Below are 18,908 nucleotides of genomic sequence, written 5' to 3' on the forward strand. Positions count from 1 at the left end.
CTCGAATAAACTCGAAGTCGATGGCACGGTCGATTTTACGAACAAGATGGTCTTTGGGAACAAGTTGTTCCATCGTCACCATTTCAAGTTCATATTGGTGTGGAGAAGGTTCTTGAAGCATACCGGAGCATCCCTATTGCGACACTCCTATTAGATCAAAGGTCTAGCTCGAAAGCTAGACCTTTGTCAGCAGTCTGAGGTGCCGACGGGCACCTTTTTATTGTCATTAGTTGAAAGGGCAAGAGGCGCTATTGACCACGCCGAATCGACTCAATGATTTCTGTGGTGGAGCAGCCATCTTCAAAGTTAAGCACCTTGACCTCTCCCCCGTTGGCGAGCACCGCCTCGGCACCGGCAATCTCGTTGACCTGATAATCACCGCCTTTAACCAGCATATCGGGCAAGACTTCGCCAATCAGGCGCGCGGGGGTTTCTTCGCCAAAAGGAACTACCCAATCGACCGCGCCCAGTCCTGCTAGCACCGCCATCCGCCGATCAGTTGGATTAACCGGGCGGCCAGGCCCTTTCAAAGCCTGTACCGATGCGTCGGTGTTCACCGCCACAATCAAGCGATCGCCCAGTTTGGCGGCCTCATTGAGGTACGCCACATGGCCTGCATGCAAAATATCAAAGCAGCCATTGGTCATCACCACTTTCTCACCTCGCCCTTGAGCGACATGCACCGCATCAATCAGCTGCGCTTCGGTCGTGACACCAAAACCAGACTCGTGCGAGCCGTGTACCGCTTCGGTGAGCTCGATAGTGGAGAGGGTTGAAGTACCCAACTTGCCCACCACCACACCGGCAGCGGCATTAGCCAGTGCACAGGCTTGCTCTATCGGTTTGCCCGCGGCCAAAGATGCCGCCAGTACCGATATCACGGTATCGCCAGCCCCTGTGACGTCGTACACTTCTTTGGCAAGCGTTGGCAAGTTCAGCGGCGCGGCATCTGGGCGCAGCAATGTCATCCCATGTTCACTACGGGTGACCAACAAGGCACCAAGCTCGTACTGCTTAATCAGCGCCAAGCCTTTTTCTTCCAAGCTTTGATCGTCCGTCACTGTGCCTGCTACGGCTTCAAATTCAGTCATATTTGGCGTCAGCAGACTGGCGCCACGGTAGCGTTCAAAGTCTGTGCCTTTAGGATCCACTAAGGTGGTGACACCCGCTTGTTTGGCGGCCCGAATCAATGTTTGTACCTCGGCCAGCGCGCCCTTGGCATAGTCCGATAAGATCATCGCCTGCGTCTTGGGCAATGCCGCTTCGACTTTGGCTAGCATGGGTGCCACATCCACCCCCGCAAATCCCTCTTCAAAATCCAGACGAATCAACTGCTGGTTACGGCTCATGACTCGAAGCTTAGTAATGGTGGGATGCGAGTCCAGCGCCACAAAATCACAGTTAACATTTAACGAGTCGAGGGTTTGCGTGAGCGCGTCAGCCTGTTCATCCTTGCCCGTCAGACCAATCAGCTGAGTCTGTCCACCCAAGGCTGCGATATTCATCGCCACGTTTGCCGCGCCACCAGGGCGTTCTTCCGTTTGGTTGATTTTCACTACGGGGACAGGCGCTTCTGGGGAAATGCGCCCAGTCGGTCCATACCAATAGCGATCGAGCATTACATCGCCGACGACCAGAACATTGGCTTGGCTGTAGTCAGGAAGGCTGAGTTTCATCTGGATCTCCGAATACTGTCGTTACCGAGCGATAGTAGCATAGCCATAGGCTAAATGGGGCGCTCTCAGGCGTGTGCTGCGCACAATCTCAACACTCACTGCGCACACTCGCGCAGGACAGCGCCAAGAATTTACTCTACAATGGCGCGGGCCTTACGGCTCTTTCTGGTTTGGTTTTCATGAGTCATTAACGCTATGAGCGATTTTTCAGCCCCCACTTTTCGCCTTGGATTTCTTCACCCTCGCTATCTTCATACCTGGCTCGGCGTCGGGTTAATGTATATGGCTAGCTGGCTGCCTTATCGCGTCCAATTTTATATGGGCCGCAGCTTGGGCCACTTGATGCATACACTAATGAAACGCCGCGTTAAAATTGCCGAGCGTAATCTGGCGTTGTGTTTCCCTGAAATGAGTCCAGCCTCGCGTCAAGCGATGGTGAAAGAGAACTTCGCCAACTCCGGCTTGGCCCTTTTTGAAACCTGTATGGCATGGTTTTGGCCTTCTTGGCGCATCAAAAAACATATGGTCTATGAAGGCCTAGACCAACTAAAACACTTAGAAAGTCAGGCGCAAGGTGTGCTCTTAATCGCTGTCCACTCGATGAATTTAGAACTCGGCGCGCGTGCCTTAGGAGAGGTCACGCCGGGCGTGGGTGTGTACCGCCCTAACAATAATCCTGTTTATGATTGGTTCCAGTACCGTGGCCGGACGCGACACAATGGCGCTATCGACCGAAAAGACGTTAAAACCATGATTCATCACCTCAAACAAGGCGATAGGATGTGGTATGCACCGGATCATGACTATGGACGACGCCGCTCAACCTTTGCGCCATTATTCGCCGTTAATAAAGCGTGTACGACCACAGGGACACACTTGCTCGCGCATGCCGGTCACGCCACTGTGGTCCCGTTTTCGATTGTGAGAGATCGACGCGGTGGCCAGTACCGGATAACCATTCATTCTCCGCTGCAAGATTTTCCCAACGACGCAGATGCAGCTGCCGTTGTGACCAATCGCGCGGTTGAGCAATTAATCTTACAAGCCCCTGAGCAATACATGTGGTTGCATCGCCGTTTTAAAACTCGCCCAGAGGGTGAACCTTCCTTATATGAGGGAATATAGTCCCATACAGGCCGCCAATCGCGGCCTGATGGTTGAGTCAAGGCGCGCTACTTCACTTACCCATCAAACCACTGTTGCCAAGCTTGTTGCACGGCTTCGCGCTCATCGATAAAGGCATCAGCCTCCACCTTGCCACTCTCACCCGCCAAATGGCTGCGATGAAGCGCATTGCGCATCCGCGTATAGGCCGACTTTAACCCCGCCGCCTGCGCCAGTGGCATCACCTCCAGGTCTCCGGCTTGCTCAAAAATGCGCGCATTATCGCTGTAACGGGTTAACGCAGGTTGTGTGGCACTGTTGCCGAGTACCAGGTACTGGGCTAAGAACTCGATATCAGTGATCCCACCGGCGTCTTGTTTGATGGAGAAGGTCTCTTTTTGTCCTGTCGCTTTATACTGACGCATTTTTTCTCGCATGCCACTGACTTGCTCTCGTAATATCTGTGTGTCTCGCGGCGCAGCGAGAATATGATGGCGCACCTGGGTAAACGCCGACTCAAGCTGAGGATCACCATATATCATGCGCGCACGCACCAACGCTTGGTGCTCCCATGTCCAGGCTTCGTTTTGCTGGTAATCCGCGTAAGCCTCCAGTGTACTGACTAGCATTCCAGAGGTGCCAGAAGGGCGAAGGCGCGTGTCTATTTCATAGAGTACCCCAGAAGGTGTACGCGTAGAGAAAAGATGGACGATGCGCTGGGCCAGACGCAGATAAAACTGCCGACCATCAATCACTTTGCGTCCGTCAGTCTCAACATCCGCGGGGCAATCGTGGAGAAAAACCACGTCGAGATCGGAATTATAACCCAGCTCCCATCCGCCTAACTTGCCGTAGCCAATCACCGCAAAACCACGTCCCTCTCGCTCGCCTAAGTGTGTCGGTTGGCCATATTTTTCCACCATTTGGTGCCAGGCCTGATTAACCACCGCCTCCACAATCGCTTCGGCCAAGTAAGTCAAATGATCACTGACGCGCATCACGGGCAGCACACCCGCGATATCCGCCGCGGCAATTTTTAATAACTGAACTTGCTTAAACTGACGCACCGCTTCCATTTGTTGCTCCATATCCTCAACCGGGATACGGGCAAGATAATCGCGTAATTCGCTACGATAGGCATCGGGCGCTAAAGGTTGATACAAATGGGTTAAATCGAGCAGCTCATCCAGTAGCAAAGGATAACGTGCTAACTTCTCTGCTACCATCGGGCTGGCCGTACAAAGCCGCAACAGCTGATCGATCGCCCCGGGGTGCTCATCCAACAGCTCTAAGTAGGTCGTCCGTGTCGAGATATTGAGTAACAGGTGGGTGATATGTGGCAACACCTGCTGCGGTTGCGGCAACGTCAGTAGCTTGCTTAACATCACCGGCATCAGACGGTTGAGCACCTCACGTCCTCGCGGCCCCACTGTGCGCTTAGCCAGCTCTTGTTTAAACGCCAATAACTGCTCAGCAATATTGGTGTCCGGTAGATCTAAGCCCGCTAAGATCAAGTGGGCGTTTTCTACATCGCGCGCCATCGCCCATAGATCATGATACTCAGTGTCGACATCCGTCTCTGTTTCTTGCTCATCTTCGCCAATCAAGCCGGAAAACACCTGATTAACCGCTTGCATATGCTGGGTGATGTCGGCCTGTAAGCGCGTCCAATCATTGAACCCCATGGCGTGACAAAGCCGCTCACGATCAAGGTCGTTATCGGGCAGGGTCTGCGTTTGGTTGTCATCAATCGCTTGTAGGAGGTTTTCTACCCGGCGCAAATAGCAATACGCGGCCTTTAATTGGCTTACCTCAGCGGTGGGCAATAATTCCAGTTCCGCAATCGCATCTAAGGTGTCGAGTAAGCCGCGCTGGCGCAAACTGGGCTCTCGGCCGCCACGAATAAGCTGAAACGACTGAGCAATAAACTCAATCTCCCGAATGCCTCCTGCACCCAGCTTAATATTGTCGGTTAAGCCACGCCGGCGTACCTCTCGTTGGATTAACTGTTTCATCCGCCGCAACGCTTGAATGGCACTAAAGTCGATATAACGACGGAAGACAAACGGGCGTAGCATCTGGCGTAAGGTTTGATAGCAGTCATACTGCTCTTTACCCATCACGCGCGCTTTCACCATCGCATAGCGCTCCCAATCACGCCCTTGTTCTTGGTAGTAATCTTCGAGTGCGGAAAAGCTCATCACCAAAGGGCCACTATCGCCAAAGGGACGCAGGCGCATATCAACCCGATAACAAAAACCGTCCACCGTGGGTTGATCAAGCGCTTTGATCAAGCGCTGCCCTAGCCGAGTAAAGAATTGCGCATTGGCGATGCTTTTTCTCGCGCCCTGGGTTTCTCCCGCCTCAGGGTAGGTAAAGATCAGGTCGATATCTGAAGAGAAGTTAAGCTCGCCGCCACCGAGTTTGCCCATGCCCAAAATCAGCATCGGCTGCGGCTCACCCTCAGGGCTCATAGGGGTCCCCCAGTCGTGACAGCCGCGCTGATAGAGCCATTGATAAGCCGATAAGATTTGCGCTTCCGCAAGGGCTGATAAATGCTGTAACCCTTGCTCAACTGGCCATTGATTGTGGATCTCTTGCCACGCTATCCATACGAGTTCACGCTGGCGGTGCCGACGGAGTTGACGGTGAAACTCGCTCTCATCGGTTACCGCGTCCAACATCTGACTCAGCTCAGCTTGATATGTCTGCTCACGCGAGGCTTGCTGATGATGCTGATACAGCCAGTCGAGAAGGCCAGAGGTTTGAGTTAATGCCTTGGCGACAAACTCGCTACACGCTAAGGCCTGCTCGAGTCGCTCACGCGCCGCACCTTGCCATTGCGGCACGGCGTCAGGGGCAAATTCGTTTAATCGTGTCCAGTGCTGATGCAAGCAAGCGGCAAGCGAGTCAGATAGTACCATGGGCAGTCCTTTTGCTATCGTCCTGTCTCGACACTAACAAAAACGGCTCGCCGATGCAGCGAGCCGTTGTTGATTACGGGATAAAACCTCAAACGTGGTTAGACTTTAAAGGCCTCAATTTTATCTTTAAGTGATTGCGCACTTTGTTCAACCATCTCTGCCGTTTCATGCAGCTCGCCCGCCACCGTCACCGATGCCTGGACCAAATCTTTAACGTTGGTGAGGTTTTGGTTCATCTCACCGGCCACTGACGCTTGTTGTTCTGCCGAGGAAGCGATTTGGAAGTTCATGTCATTGAGCGATTGGATTTGCGTGACGATTTGCTCAAGCTCTCCGCCAGCCTGGCTCACTGACTCGACGCCTGTCTTGGCCTCGGAAACACTGCGATCCATCAAGCCCACCGCTTTTTGCGCACTTTGCTGCAACTGGGTGATCATGTCTTGAATTTCCACCGTGGCTTCTTGGGTGTGTTGCGCCAGCTTGCGTACTTCATCAGCCACCACCGCAAAACCACGCCCCGTATCACCGGCTCGTGCGGCTTCTATCGCGGCATTGAGTGCCAGAAGGTTGGTTTGCTCTGAAATTCCTTGAATGGTGACCACGACAGTGCCGATTTTCTCCACCTGGGCATCGACTTGCCCCACGACCTGAGATGACTCGCTGATGTCGTTGGACAGCTCATTGATGGTTTGGATGGTACTGCTCACGTGCGCTTGGCCACTGTTAGCCTGTTGGCTAGAGGTTTCCGTCGCTTTAGCCGCCTCTCGCGTGTGCTCAGCGACGGTTTGCACGGTTGCACTCATCTCACTCATCGCTGAGGCGAGCTGATCCATCTCAGAGAACTGCTCTTGCGATGACTCTTTGGTTTCCGACATGCTGATCGTCATAATCTCAGCCAGAGAAGAAAGATCATCCGATGCTTGGCGCTGCGCGTTAATCACATCCACCAATTGCTGACGCGATCTTTCCAGCTCACGGGCTAAATCACCGAACTCGTCTTGGCTATTCATTTCAATCGGCTCGCTCAAATCGCGATTCGCCAACGCACGAATCCTATCGGTCAAATAGTTGATTTGCCGTAGCATAATATTAGAGCCGCCCAGCAAAATAACCATGAAACAGACAATCATCAGCGCGGTTTGCCACGCGACCTGAATCATATAATCTTGGTAATACGCCTGCGCCTCAGACGTCGGTTGTGATGCTACGAGCCACCAATCACTCCCGCCGACGGGCACGGCATAGCCATGACGGCCACCGTCATAAACGGTATAGCTAAACGCACCTGACTGATTGAGAAATAAGTCAGCGACATCGGTGCCAGTGCTTTCATCCGGCACGCGTAACGCGTCAAACTGGCGCATTGAAGGATGAGACCAGACTTGGCGAGTGGTGCCATTGACCAAATATAAATACGCCCCTTCGCTGAATTCGGCGTTCATGGTATCTACCGCCTCTCGCATCAAGCGTTCCCCATCCGGCTGATCGATGAGGGCACCTGTCATTGCCGCGCTGGATCGCGCTAATTCTTGGGTCTGATTCAGAGTGAACTCAATCACGGACTGGCGAAACGTGTTCGCATCCCACATCTGCTTACCGACCAGAATAATGGTACTAAAGACCATTAGAATCACGAGTTTTGGAACCAAGCGCAGATTGGTAACGGGTTTTTCCCACGCATAGAAGGTATGTTTAGCCATAATCCTGAAAGCTCCATGTCCGTTATCAAGCCAACTGACTGCAAAACGGGCGGTTATTAATACTGAGTGATGTTATATCGGCAAACCTCACCCTCACTGAATCCTTGTTTACCGTATTTGTGAAATTTGCCCATAAACAATGCCCATAATGATAAGTTAATCAAATTATCATCATACACTTTGTCTGTTTATAACGTAAAAAAGCGCCAGAAATATTGATCCCAAAGGCGACTTTACCGGATCGACTCAGGCAGTGCGACTGGGTACTCAAGCAAGGTAACCGCATAAAGGCACGCATAAAAAAAGCAACCTCCAGGTTGCTTTTTATCACTCTCGTTCGCTTACTCTTGCCAATACGGAGTAAGACGTAACCCTGTTTGACGGCTTTGCGTCATGGCATGAAACAGTGACTCTTCTTTGCGGGTCAACCATTTCTCTGCCTGTTTTTTGTCCTCTTCATCGTCAATCTCGACCACGCGCTCACGCACCGGTTCGAGCAAGCGTAGCGCCTCAATGCCTTGCAACATATCGAGCCAAGGCAGGCGGAAGGCTTTACGCCGACTTTTGTCATACAAAGAGGCCAAGCAGGTGCCTAGTAACAAATTGCGTTGCAAGCGAGGGTATTGATCAAAGTAATCATGCCGCGTCAGTGGCTTCGTTTCATCAAATGCGTCAAGCAATTCATTCCAAGACTCAGGGAGCGCTTTATCGGCCAAACGTTGAATCGGTTGGGCAAGCTTATCCGCCGCTTTATCATCTAAAAACGGTTGCCAACCTTTCGAGAGGATCCAGCGACTCAAATCGAGCAGCAAGTTGCAATACCGCGATGTATGTAGCAGCGAGACAATGTCCTCACGCTCAGGCAATCGTGCTTGATCAGCCTTCAAGCTTTTCACCAAGGTTTTTCGCGCATTTAATTTACGTAGATATTGGCCTTTGTCTTCACACAGCCGGGCATTGGTCCGCGCGTCATCGAGCCACGCCAGCTCACCTTCAAACCATTGCAGCTCTTGACGGAGTAGACTGCTTGCTCGGCGCGGCACCACACCGCCGAATAAGACAAACGCTTGTCGGATCAACAAGACGGCATAGCGAATTTCTTGCAACGCCTCGAGTGATTCGCGTTCAATATAAATCTGCTCATGATAGTGCCAGTGGCTCAGTGCGTGTTCGAGGATCCGAATCAGGGCTTTTTCTTGGCTATCATCCGCGCCGAGTTTAACGATGGATAAGGCTTTCACCGGATCGCCCTGATAGCCTGTCGCTAAACGATAGCCACGCGCCGCCTTGCTCAAATTACCAAGGCGCAGGCCGCCTTCATCCGCCAGACTGCGTGCCAGCGAGAACAAGGCATCGGTTTGCCCGGAAATCAGCTCCAGCTCCACCTCAGAAATCACGTCCTTATCGCCGGCTTCGGTAGAGACCTCGCCTTGATCGCTCGCCAATTCGATTTGGCTACCGTCATCCGTTGCTAACAGCCATTGCTGACGCACAAAATCGGTGGAAAACAACGGCTGGAGAGCTTGGCTGAGTGCATCAACATCCAGATCATCGGGCCATGCATCGACTGGGATCAAAGAAAGATCAGGTTCAGGTCCGTTAAGCTCGGCATTGTACTCTGGGCGCTGATGCAGCCCCGCCACGACCCGACCTGCCGTTTTGAGGGTTTGAATGTACACACCATCAAAACGACGCACCCGCAAACCGATATCGTGTTTACGTAGGGTAAAATCTGGCGTATCGAAGTAGATGTTGCCCAGCTCACGCTGGCTTTGCTGTAGCTGTTTTATACTGACAATTTTATCGCGAATGCGATGAGAAAAGTCAGAAGAGACAAAAAATTTGAGCTCTATCTCAGTGTCCATACGGGTACCTATAGCCAATTGCCTGACAAGGATATGAACAATTGATCCTGTCGGCAAGCGCTATCACTACCAGGCTTGATCATGCGCACTGAGGCAGAGATCACAAAAGCTATTTCTTTAGCCTATGTTCTGCGCTACCATCGCCGCTCCGATATACCATCGTTGAACGTTTGGCCTCTCTTTTTTGCCCACTGGGCTCGAGGCAACCAGGTAGATTACGGCTATGCCAGTCAATACAATTGTCGGGCTCTTTGCGAAGAGCCCCATTAAACCACTGCAGCGTCACGTCAATCGTGTAAACGATTGTTGTGAACTACTGGTCCCCTTCTTTCATGCTTGCGAGCAACAAGATTGGGACAAAGCAAACCAACTCCGCCATCAAATCTCTGAGATAGAGAAAGATGCTGATACCCTGAAACGCAATATTCGGCTTAAGTTACCTCGAGGCCTCTTTATGCCCGTTGATCGCACGGACATGCTCGAGCTTCTCACCCAGCAAGACAAGCTGGCAAATTTAGCCAAAGATATTGCCGGCCGTGTGATAGGCCGTCAGCTGCGTATGCCCCCCGCCATGAATGATGCTTTTATCGCCTATGTGCAGCGATGCTTAGATGCTGCCGCGCAAGCACGCCGCGTGATCAACGAGCTTGAAGAGCTGCTTGAAACGGGCTTTAAAGGGCGCGAAGTCACCTTAGTCGCCGAAATGATTCATCAGTTGGATATGATTGAAGACGATACCGATTCTATGCAAATCCAACTTCGCCAAGCATTAATGGCCGTTGAGCAGGAGTACAACCCTGTCGACGTCATGTTCTTGTACAAAATCCTCGAGTGGGTTGGTGAAATTGCTGACCAGGCGCAACGTGTGGGTGCGCGCTTAGAGGTCATGCTTTCCCGTTCCTAACCGAGTGATGTAACAACAAGGTATTACAATGGAAATCCTGATGAATCACGGGACCATACTGATCATGGTCGCCGCGGCTTTTGGTTTTTTAATGGCAATTGGTATTGGTGCCAATGACGTCGCGAACGCGATGGGCACCTCCGTGGGCTCAAAAGCACTCACCGTGAAGCAAGCCATTATTGTGGCGATGATATTTGAATTCGCCGGCGCATATTTAGCCGGTGGCGAGGTCACAAACACCATTCGCAAAGGCGTGATTGACACCAGCTTATATGCTGACCAACCACTAGAACTCGTCTTTGGCATGATGTCGGCCTTACTCGCCGCGGGCACTTGGTTACTTCTTGCCTCATTTATGGGCTGGCCCGTCTCCACCACCCATTCCATCATTGGCGCTATTATTGGCTTCGCCTGCCTATCGGTTGGCGCAGATGCCGTCGATTGGCACACGGTGCAAGGTATCGTTGGCAGTTGGATTATCACCCCTTTTATCTCTGGTTTGTTCGCTTACTTTATATTCTTAAGTGCACAACGACTGATTTTTGATACCGACCGTCCTGTCCTGAATGCCAAACGTTTCGTCCCACTTTATATGTTTCTCACCGCGTTTATTATCGCGATGGTCACCATTAAAAAAGGGCTCAAACATGTTGGTTTACACTTGAGCACGCTAGAGTCGGTGAGTGCCTCAATTGTCTTGTCTGCACTGGTGATGTTTTTTGGTGTTTATTACATTTCTAGAAAGTATCGCGGCGATGAAAATCAAGGGTTTCAGGGCGTTGAGCGGATATTTAGCCTCCTGATGGTCGTCACTGCCTGTGCCATGGCCTTCGCGCATGGCTCAAACGATGTGGCTAATGCGATTGGTCCACTGTCGGCTATTGTGGCCACGGTGCAAAACCTCGGTGCCGTAGCGGAAAAAGCACAAATCGCCTGGTGGATTTTACCGATGGGCGGGGCAGGGATTGTACTCGGCCTTGCCACCTTGGGACACAGAGTCATGGGACTGTGGGCTCGGGCATTACTGAGCTCACGCCAAGTCGTGGTTTTGCCGCGCAATTGGCGACCGCAAGTACGGTCGTACTCGCCTCAGGCACAGGCCTCCCTATTTCGACCACCCAAACCTTAGTCGGCGGCGTCTTAGGCGTGGGCTTTGCCCGCGGTATTGCCGCACTCAATTTGGGCGTGGTACGTAATATTGTTGCCTCGTGGCTGATCACCTTACCCGCGGGGGCCATATTGGCTGTGATCTTTTACCAAGTGATGACCTCGCTGTTTGCGTAACAAGCGCCGATGATGTCAAATCACAGTCAAAAAAAGGGGGGCATGGCTCCCCTTTCTTTTACGCCTATGGCACTATGCCCAGCAAAGCCGATGTGTCCCACACTGAAATTATGCAAAGGACCCCAGACGTGAAACACCTGTATTCTGCTCTCGTATTGCTGTTCGTTCTCGTTGCCGCGCCTCGAGCGATGGCAGAAAACTATATCTCTGATGATTTGTTTACTTATATGCACGCTGGCCCGGGCACACAGTATCGCATTATCGGCAGTGTTGATGCGGGTGATAAAGTCACTGTGCTAAAACGTAATCGCGATGAGGGCTATACCCAACTGGTTGATAGCCGTGGCCGCAAAGGCTGGGTAAAAAGTGACTACGTCACCACGCAGCCGGGCTTAAAAGAACGAGTTCCTGCCTTAGAAGCTGAACTGAAAGAGGTTAAATCCGCCTTGGCCAGTGCAAAAGATGATGCCAAAGCACAGCAAAAAGGCTTGGCTGAGTCGCTTAAACAGCGTAACGCGCAGATCGAGAAGCTCGAAGCACACAGCAGCGAACTCAATAAAAAATTGATTGATGCGCAAAGCGAAATCCGTGCATTACGCGCCAAAATAGACACCCAAAAAGATGACCTTCTGATGCGTTGGTTCACCTACGGCGGCATGGTGGCTGGTGGAGGCTTACTGTTTGGCCTGATTCTCCCACACCTTATCCCACGCAAAAAACGTCGCCGCGACGGCTGGGCATAATCGTTTATGAAAGGCTGCATTGGCAGCCTTTTTTATTGCGATCCTTATAGCGTCCTTTTAAGCACACGGTAGGCGTGCTGCTAGGCTGTATGTATACTTCAATCATTCACGGAAAAACGTGATTGTCTCTTCTCTGTGTCATTAAGGAGTCTGGTGTGAAACATTATCTTGTCGGCGGTGCTGTACGTGATGCGCTATTAGGCTTGCCGGTCACAGATAAAGATTGGGTGGTGGTCGGTGCCACCGTCAAACAAATGCAAGCGGCCGGCTACCAGCAAGTCGGCCAAGACTTCCCCGTGTTTTTACACCCCAGCACACACGAAGAGCACGCCCTCGCCCGTACCGAGCGTAAATCAGGCCAAGGCTACACCGGGTTTATTTGCGACTTCTCACCAGATATCTCACTGGAAGCGGACCTTCAGCGCCGCGATCTCACCATCAACGCCATCGCCCAAGACGAAGATGGCAGCTTGATTGACCCGTATGGCGGTCAGCAAGATTTACACAACCGGATTTTGCGCCATGTCTCGCCCGCCTTTAGCGAAGACCCATTGCGGGTACTCAGAGTGGCACGATTTGCCGCCCGTTTTGCCCCGCTCGGCTTTACCCTTGCCGACGACACCTTAGCGCTGATGAAAACGATGGTCGCCGAGGGCGAACTCGGCCATCTTACCCCTGAGCGGGTTTGGCGAGAGTGGGAGAAAGCGCTCGGCAGTGATTGCCCCGATGTGTTTCTTGCTGTGCTGCGCGATTGCGGTGCCCTAGCGGTAGTGCTTCCTGAAATCGACGCCTTGTACGGCGTGCCGAACCCAGCCAACTGGCACCCTGAAATCGACACCGGCATCCACACGGAAATGGTCAGTCGTTATGCCGCCTCATTGACCGATGACAAAGGCATCCGCTTTGCCGCACAAGTCCATGATCTCGGTAAGGCCCTCACCCCCGCTTCTATTTTGCCTGGCCATCGCGGCCACGGCGATCGCGGGCTACCCGTGATCAAAGATCTGTGCGAGCGACTGCGTATCCCCAACAGCTATCGAGATTTGGCTTTGGTAGTCAGTGCCCACCACTCCAAAATTCACAAGTGCGATCAACTCAGTCCTGAGCATTGGGTGGCGCTGTTTAATCAAATCGACGCGTGGCGTAAACCCGAGCGGATCGAGCAATTGGCCTTGGCGTGTTTGGCCGATGTGCGTGGCCGCAAGGGACGTGAAAACTATCACTATCCACAAGCCGATGCTTTACGCGAGCGCTTTGCTTGCGCGCAACAGGTGGCGGTTAAGCCGATTGTCGACGCAGGCTTTAAAGGCGCGGCGATTCGTGATGAGCTGCATCGCCAGCGTATTCAAGCGGTAGCCGCGTGTCCGGCACCCACCTGTCCCGACGCGGTTAGCGCGTCGCGTTAACGGAATTCACGCGCGGCCATCGACAAGGTGGTGAGCGTCGGGGTCAGGTCAATCAACTTACCGGCAATCACATGCACCACCTCGCCCTGTCGCTCGACGATGCCATGCACTTTCAACACCTTGGCTTGCATAAAAGCACGGGATTGCGCCCGTGCCGTCCCCGCCCAGACCACCACATTAATATTGCCGGTATCATCTTCCAAGGTGACAAAGGTTACACCACTGGCGGTACCTGGTGATTGCTTGCCCGTCACCACGCCCGCCACCGCAACCCAGCTTTGCGGCGCACACTGTGATAACTCAACACCACGAGTAAAACGGCCCAGCGTGCCGGCTTGCGCCATCAAACGAATAGGATGATCGGTGAGCGACAGTCCCATGGCCGCATAATCTTCAATCACGTTCTGCCACTGGGAAGGCGAGTGAGGTAGCTCGACGGCATCATCACTGGCAGCCAGTAGCGGCAGTTGCCGCTGCTGATCCATCAGTGCCCAGCGCGCCTGATAGCGATCGCCAGCCAGCGCCGCCAATGCGCCACTACTGGCTAGGGCTTGGTAGGCATCGCGGTCAAGGTTAATTTCTTGCAATGCCGACAAAGACGCAAACCCCGACTCTGGGCGATGCGCCAGCAACCGGTCTATCGCTGCCACGCTCAATCCTTTGACTAATCGCAACCCCAGCCGCACGCCCCACTGATCGCCGACCTTTTCTAAGCAATGATCCGCCCCCGAGTGTTGCACACAAACCGGCAACACAGGCACCTGATGGCGCGTGGCGTCTTGCATCAGTTGTGACGGCGAGTAAAACCCCATCGGCTGGCTATTGAGCAAGGCGGTATAAAACGCGGCGGGATAATAATGCTTCAGCCACGCCGATACATAGGCCAAGACCGCAAACGACGCCGAGTGGCTTTCTGGGAAACCATAATCACCAAACCCACAGATTTGCCGGTAAAGCTGCTCGGCAAAGTCGGCGCGATAGCCACGCGCGGTCATCCCAGTAATCAATTTGTCGCGAAACGGCGCCAGTCCACCCTTTTTCTTCCATGCGGCCATCGCACGACGCAGCTGATCCGCTTCGCCACCAGAAAAACCGGCTGCCACCATCGCCAGTTTGATCACCTGCTCTTGAAAAATGGGCACTCCAAGCGTACGCGCCAGCACTTGCTCAACCGCTTTGGACGGGTAGCTCACCACTTCTTCCCCATCACGGCGCTTTAAATACGGATGCACCATGTCACCTTGAATCGGGCCGGGGCGGACAATGGCAATTTGGATCACCAAATCATAATAACAAGCCGGTTTGAGTCGCGGTAGCATACTCATTTGTGCCCGTGACTCAATTTGAAATACCCCTACGGTATCGGCGTGCTGAATGCGCGCAAACACTGCCGGATCATCGCCTTGTTGAGTGATCGCCGCCAAACTCAAGCGAGGGCCACCGGTTTGGGCAATCAAATCAAAGGTACGTCGAATCGCGGTGAGCATACCCAGCGCTAGTACGTCGACTTTCATCAGATGCAGCGTTTCCAGATCGTCTTTATCCCACTGGATCACCGTGCGCTCTGCCATCGCCGTATTTTCCACCGGCACCAACTCATACAAAGGTCCATCTGCAATCACAAAGCCGCCGACATGCTGAGAAAGATGGCGTGGAAAGCCGATCAACGTCTGGGTCAGCGACAGCCATTGTTGGCTTTTCGTACTTTTAGGATCCAGGCCCAACTGCTGAAGTTGCTGCGCCCAAGGCTGGGTTTTATCGCGCCGGTTGAGATTTTGAATAAAAAAATCAATCTGGCTAGCGGGGATCGCCAACGCTTTGCCCACATCGCGCAATGCACTTTTAAGCCGATAACGGATCACGGTTGCCGCTAAGGCGGTCCGCTCACGGCCATATTTTTGGTACAAATACTGGATCACTTCTTCTCGGCGCTGGTGCTCAAAGTCGACATCAATATCCGGCGGCTCGTCGCGCTCTTTGCTAATAAAGCGCTCAAACAGCACATCGACTTTGCACGGATCCACCGCAGTGATCCCTAAGCAATAACACACCACCGAGTTCGCCGCCGAGCCGCGCCCTTGGTATAAGATCCCACGCGATTGGGCAAAGCGCACCAGATCGTAAATGGTCAAAAAGTAATACGGGTAATCCATTGCCTCGATAAGCGCGAGCTCTTTTTCAATGGTAGCTCCCACGTCATGGGGCACGCCCTTTGGGAAGCGTTGCTGTGCCCCTTGCTTGACCGCCTCACGCAGATAGGCCATCGCAGGCTCACCGGTTGGCACCACTTCTTTGGGATAGCTGTATTTGAGGCTTGCTAAGGAAAACTGACACTGAGCAGCAATCTTGGCACTTTCCGCCAGCCACCCGGGGGGAAACAAAGCGTGTAATTTGGGTAACGGGCGTAAGGCGCGCTCTGCATTGGGCAATAACGTCCGCCCCAACGCCGCCACCGGCTGACGATGCCGAATCGCGGTTAAGGTATGATGTAACGCCAGTCGCTCAGGATGATGCATCAGTACATCACCACACGCGGTCACGCGAAGTTCATACTGGCTTGCCAGCATGCGACAGTGCGCCAGATACGGATGGTCGTTATCCGCTAGATCGCGCCGCACCGCCAGATACAAGCGCTCAGCATGATAACGTAACAGCCACGTCGCCCAATGATGATCGCTCTCCGCGCCACTGGGGAGCCATAGCACCAAGCCATGACGCACCGACATCAGATCCCATTCGCTCAGCTGGTAATCGCCTTTGTGACTGCGCCGCCGCGCATTGGTGATAATCCGACACAGCTCTTGATAAGCCGCTTGGGTGGGACACAGTAGAACAACATCTAACGCGTGCAGACGAAAGCGACTGCCAATGATCAGCGAAAGCTGCGGATAATCACGCTGAGCTTGATACGCACGCACCACACCTGCGACCGAGCATTCATCGGTGATCGCGAGCGCTTGATAGCCCAATGTTGCCGCTTGCGCCACCAGCTCTTCTGGGTGTGAGGCGCCCTCAAGAAAGGAAAAGTTGCTGCAACATACCAGCTCGGCATACGTACTCATCGCTTCACCCCTAACTAAACCAGCCGTGTAAAAACCAAGTTTGCTCTGGCGTGCGAAACACCCACAACCATTGCTGCTGGGCATTTTGGGCAATAAAGTAATCGCGCTGGATAGGCATACCTTCCCACCAGCCGGAGACAATCCGCTCTGGCCCCTCGCGTAAGGTGACCTTGCCAACCAGTGGCGTGGGTTGCGGCAGTAGTAAGCTTGGGCGTGGACGCGTGGGGGCCGAGGCCGTCGGTGTGGCTCGATGGTGATGAGGGACATGTTGGCTGGCCGCCTCAGGACGGTGATGATTCACATACGCTAACCGCATAACCGCCTCCTCCCCTAGTCGGGCAGCCAGTGTCGCGACCAACTCATCGCGATTTTGCTCACCTTGCTGGGCGCTAAAAAGATCGGTTTGTCCGGGCTGGTGACAATCGATTTGCGAAGCCGCCACACTGACCGCAGTCACCGGCTGGCTCACTTGCCATGACGCCAGCCGTAAACGCACCAACGCCATCCAGCGCTCGAGAGCTTTCTCGCCATGCGCGGCCATTACCGGCAGGGTTTCTTCACATCCATCACGCAAGCTAAAGCCCAACGTCAGCGCAGGCGTGCAGGCACTACGCTGCTCAAGAAAACGGCACAATGCCGAGACGAGGTTCTCGATAATGGGCAATAAATGGGCTTGCTCACTAAGCTCAAACAATAAAACCCGTTGCTGAAAAAATTGCAGCGGTGGCTGAAAATAATTCAGCGGCGTCGGCTTATCGCCACGCACTTCGGCAAGATAATCCACCACCGAGCGGGGAAAACGTCGCGTGAGCGAAGCGGTGGGCAAGGCGATAAGCTCACCTAACTGAGATAAGCCTAGACGCGTAAACTGGGTTTTCACCGTCTCCGGTAAAGGGGCAGCAGCCAACGGCAATTGCTGCAACGCTGCCTGCAAATGTTCGGGGGCGGTGCTGATCTTGCCCGCGTGGCCATACGCCATCAGCTCGGCGGCACGCGGCGTTTGGCCCATCCCAGCCTGATAACGGATACCACTTTCAACCAGCGTTTGAGTCACCGTCTGCCATAGCGGGGTAAACCCTTGATATAGTGCCAACATCGGTGACACGTGTAGCCATAAACCGTTAGGGGGATTAAGGCTGATTTCCGCGACCAGCGGATAAAGCTGTGCGGCAAGCTGCTCAAGCGCAGACTGCTCTTTCACCGCGCAATAAGGATAGACCGCGAGCTGATGACACATAAGCGCTGCGGCCCCTAATCCCATACCGACATTCAGGCCGTGCGTGTTCGCCGCCACAGAGAGCTGCACTAAACGGCCTTCTTGCTCGCTAACCAGCCCCACCGCTTGCGCCGATGACGGCGCATAAAGACTATCTAACAGCAAGCTTGGGCAATGCAGATACAGCCACAATGACATCACGCTTGCTCCCGCTGTTGCCGTGAGGGAAAGGCAAGCAAATTCTCAGCATTGCTCGGCCAGGTCACCAACGAGGGCCATTGCTCGCGCCAATCGAGGGTAAACGGGGCCGGCGGCCATCGGCCGCGACAATAACGCACCGTGACCGTCACGCCACATGCAGAGGGCGCCAGCGCCACGCTTAAATCAACCGGCAAGGTCAATGAGTACGTCTGCTGGCGGCGCAACAGTACCACCGCACATTGGCCATGTTCGGCCGCCAGTTTTAGACGCTTCACTTGCCCCACCGTGAGCGAAGATGGCCATAGCACTACCGCCTGACACGCACCACTGCGCGCCGCTTGCTCGGCTGCCCACAGCGCATGTTGATCGCTGTCGGGATACACTAGCAAGGTGTTTTCTGTTGGATAACCTTGCTGATGCAACATTGCCGCATTAATGCCGACCGGAGGACGGATCCAGGCGATCTCTTTACCGGTAGCGCGATACAGCGCAGGCAATACTAGCCGCAGCTCACCAACGCCAAAATCACTGATGATATCCGTCACCCCTGGAGACGGGAGGCCGCCGAGGCGCTGATCAAAGGCAGTGTAACCGGTCGCTTGTTTATCGGGTAATTCCGCCATTAACGGCCGCTGACTGGCGCGCCATAGGCCGTGTTGTTGGGCTAATTGGTCGAGTGTTTTCATCATCAATATACCTGTATATATATACAGTATATTTAATGAAGGCATCGCTGCAAGAAAAGAAAACAGCAAAGAAGCGAAACAGAGAGTTTGCCATCACAACGCCCCCAAAGGGTGTAGGACCACACAGTCGCTAAGGT

The 18,908-nt window shown here is 53.4% G+C and carries 11 protein-coding genes and 1 pseudogene; 5 read left to right on the forward strand and 7 right to left on the reverse strand.

Annotation, left to right across the window (positions count from 1 at the left end; translation table 11 throughout):
• Positions 1–248 precede the first annotated feature (248 nt).
• Positions 249–1,676: a bifunctional D-glycero-beta-D-manno-heptose-7-phosphate kinase/D-glycero-beta-D-manno-heptose 1-phosphate adenylyltransferase HldE gene (gene hldE, locus BZG13_RS14060; protein WP_077487066.1), complete on the reverse strand. Its 1,428-nt coding sequence runs from the start codon at positions 1,674–1,676 to the stop codon at positions 249–251.
• A 195-nt stretch (positions 1,677–1,871) separates the two neighbouring features.
• Between hldE and lpxL the strand changes: the two genes are divergently transcribed.
• Positions 1,872–2,801, forward strand: a complete 930-nt coding sequence (lpxL, locus tag BZG13_RS14065) for an LpxL/LpxP family Kdo(2)-lipid IV(A) lauroyl/palmitoleoyl acyltransferase (RefSeq protein ID WP_077487067.1) — start codon at positions 1,872–1,874, stop codon at positions 2,799–2,801.
• 56 nt (positions 2,802–2,857) lie between these two features.
• On the opposite strand, the gene glnE is transcribed toward lpxL, so the two are convergent.
• The 3 genes from glnE to BZG13_RS14080 form a co-directional block, all read right to left on the reverse strand.
• Entirely contained in the window at positions 2,858–5,704 is a 2,847-nt protein-coding gene (glnE, locus tag BZG13_RS14070) for a bifunctional [glutamate--ammonia ligase]-adenylyl-L-tyrosine phosphorylase/[glutamate--ammonia-ligase] adenylyltransferase (protein ID WP_077487068.1), read from the reverse strand.
• 98 nt (positions 5,705–5,802) lie between these two features.
• Positions 5,803–7,404: a methyl-accepting chemotaxis protein gene (locus tag BZG13_RS14075; RefSeq protein WP_077487069.1), complete on the reverse strand. Its 1,602-nt coding sequence runs from the start codon at positions 7,402–7,404 to the stop codon at positions 5,803–5,805.
• Between the two features lie 341 nt (positions 7,405–7,745).
• Positions 7,746–9,269, reverse strand: a complete 1,524-nt coding sequence (locus BZG13_RS14080) for a CYTH and CHAD domain-containing protein (protein WP_077487070.1) — start codon at positions 9,267–9,269, stop codon at positions 7,746–7,748.
• Between the two features lie 223 nt (positions 9,270–9,492).
• On the opposite strand from BZG13_RS14080, the gene BZG13_RS14085 reads away from it, so the two are divergent.
• The 4 genes and pseudogenes from BZG13_RS14085 to BZG13_RS14100 all read left to right on the forward strand — a co-directional run bounded on the left by BZG13_RS14085 (position 9,493) and on the right by BZG13_RS14100 (position 13,606).
• On the forward strand, positions 9,493–10,173 hold the full coding sequence (locus BZG13_RS14085) for a TIGR00153 family protein (protein ID WP_077487071.1): 681 nt from the start codon (positions 9,493–9,495) through the stop codon (positions 10,171–10,173).
• Positions 10,174–10,201: 28 nt separating this feature from the next.
• A pseudogene (locus BZG13_RS14090) lies at positions 10,202–11,457 on the forward strand (inorganic phosphate transporter).
• Between the two features lie 110 nt (positions 11,458–11,567).
• Positions 11,568–12,200 carry a TIGR04211 family SH3 domain-containing protein gene (locus BZG13_RS14095; protein WP_176719640.1) on the forward strand — a complete coding sequence of 211 codons (633 nt, stop codon included), beginning with the start codon at positions 11,568–11,570 and terminating at the stop codon, positions 12,198–12,200.
• Positions 12,201–12,355: 155 nt separating this feature from the next.
• Positions 12,356–13,606, forward strand: a complete 1,251-nt coding sequence (locus BZG13_RS14100; RefSeq protein WP_077487072.1) for a multifunctional CCA addition/repair protein — start codon at positions 12,356–12,358, stop codon at positions 13,604–13,606.
• On the opposite strand, the gene BZG13_RS14105 is transcribed toward BZG13_RS14100, so the two are convergent.
• Genes BZG13_RS14105 through imuA form a run of 3 tightly spaced genes read right to left on the reverse strand, consistent with a single transcriptional unit; the run spans position 13,603 to position 18,774 of the window.
• The gene (locus BZG13_RS14105) at positions 13,603–16,668 is read right to left on the reverse strand and encodes an error-prone DNA polymerase (protein ID WP_108743906.1); all 3,066 of its coding nucleotides are present in this window, start codon (positions 16,666–16,668) and stop codon (positions 13,603–13,605) included. The two genes, BZG13_RS14100 and BZG13_RS14105, sit on opposite strands and share 4 nt — an antisense overlap.
• Positions 16,669–16,678: 10 nt before the next feature.
• On the reverse strand, positions 16,679–18,082 hold the full coding sequence (locus BZG13_RS14110) for a Y-family DNA polymerase (RefSeq protein ID WP_077487074.1): 1,404 nt from the start codon (positions 18,080–18,082) through the stop codon (positions 16,679–16,681).
• A complete protein-coding gene (gene imuA, locus BZG13_RS14115; protein ID WP_077487075.1) occupies positions 18,082–18,774 on the reverse strand; it encodes a translesion DNA synthesis-associated protein ImuA in 693 nt (230 codons plus the stop codon). The genes BZG13_RS14110 and imuA overlap by 1 nt, the downstream gene beginning before the upstream one ends.
• Between the last annotated feature and the right edge of the window lie 134 nt (positions 18,775–18,908).

Origin of the sequence: Salinivibrio sp. ML323, from assembly GCF_001995745.1 — a bacterium.
GTDB lineage: Bacteria > Pseudomonadota > Gammaproteobacteria > Enterobacterales > Vibrionaceae > Salinivibrio > Salinivibrio kushneri.

Excerpts from the sequence above, each read along its gene's own strand:
- lpxL (WP_077487067.1), top strand. The coding sequence starts at position 1,872 with ATGAGCGATTTTTCAGCCCCCACTTTTCGCCTTGGATTTCTTCACCCT.
- imuA (WP_077487075.1), bottom strand. The coding sequence starts at position 18,774 with ATGATGAAAACACTCGACCAATTAGCCCAACAACACGGCCTATGGCGC.
- BZG13_RS14105 (WP_108743906.1), bottom strand. The coding sequence starts at position 16,668 with ATGAGTACGTATGCCGAGCTGGTATGTTGCAGCAACTTTTCCTTTCTT.
- BZG13_RS14095 (WP_176719640.1), top strand. The coding sequence starts at position 11,568 with ATGCAAAGGACCCCAGACGTGAAACACCTGTATTCTGCTCTCGTATTG.
- hldE (WP_077487066.1), bottom strand. The coding sequence starts at position 1,676 with ATGAAACTCAGCCTTCCTGACTACAGCCAAGCCAATGTTCTGGTCGTC.
- BZG13_RS14085 (WP_077487071.1), top strand. The coding sequence starts at position 9,493 with ATGCCAGTCAATACAATTGTCGGGCTCTTTGCGAAGAGCCCCATTAAA.
- BZG13_RS14075 (WP_077487069.1), bottom strand. The coding sequence starts at position 7,404 with ATGGCTAAACATACCTTCTATGCGTGGGAAAAACCCGTTACCAATCTG.
- BZG13_RS14110 (WP_077487074.1), bottom strand. The coding sequence starts at position 18,082 with ATGTCATTGTGGCTGTATCTGCATTGCCCAAGCTTGCTGTTAGATAGT.
- glnE (WP_077487068.1), bottom strand. The coding sequence starts at position 5,704 with ATGGTACTATCTGACTCGCTTGCCGCTTGCTTGCATCAGCACTGGACA.
- BZG13_RS14080 (WP_077487070.1), bottom strand. The coding sequence starts at position 9,269 with ATGGACACTGAGATAGAGCTCAAATTTTTTGTCTCTTCTGACTTTTCT.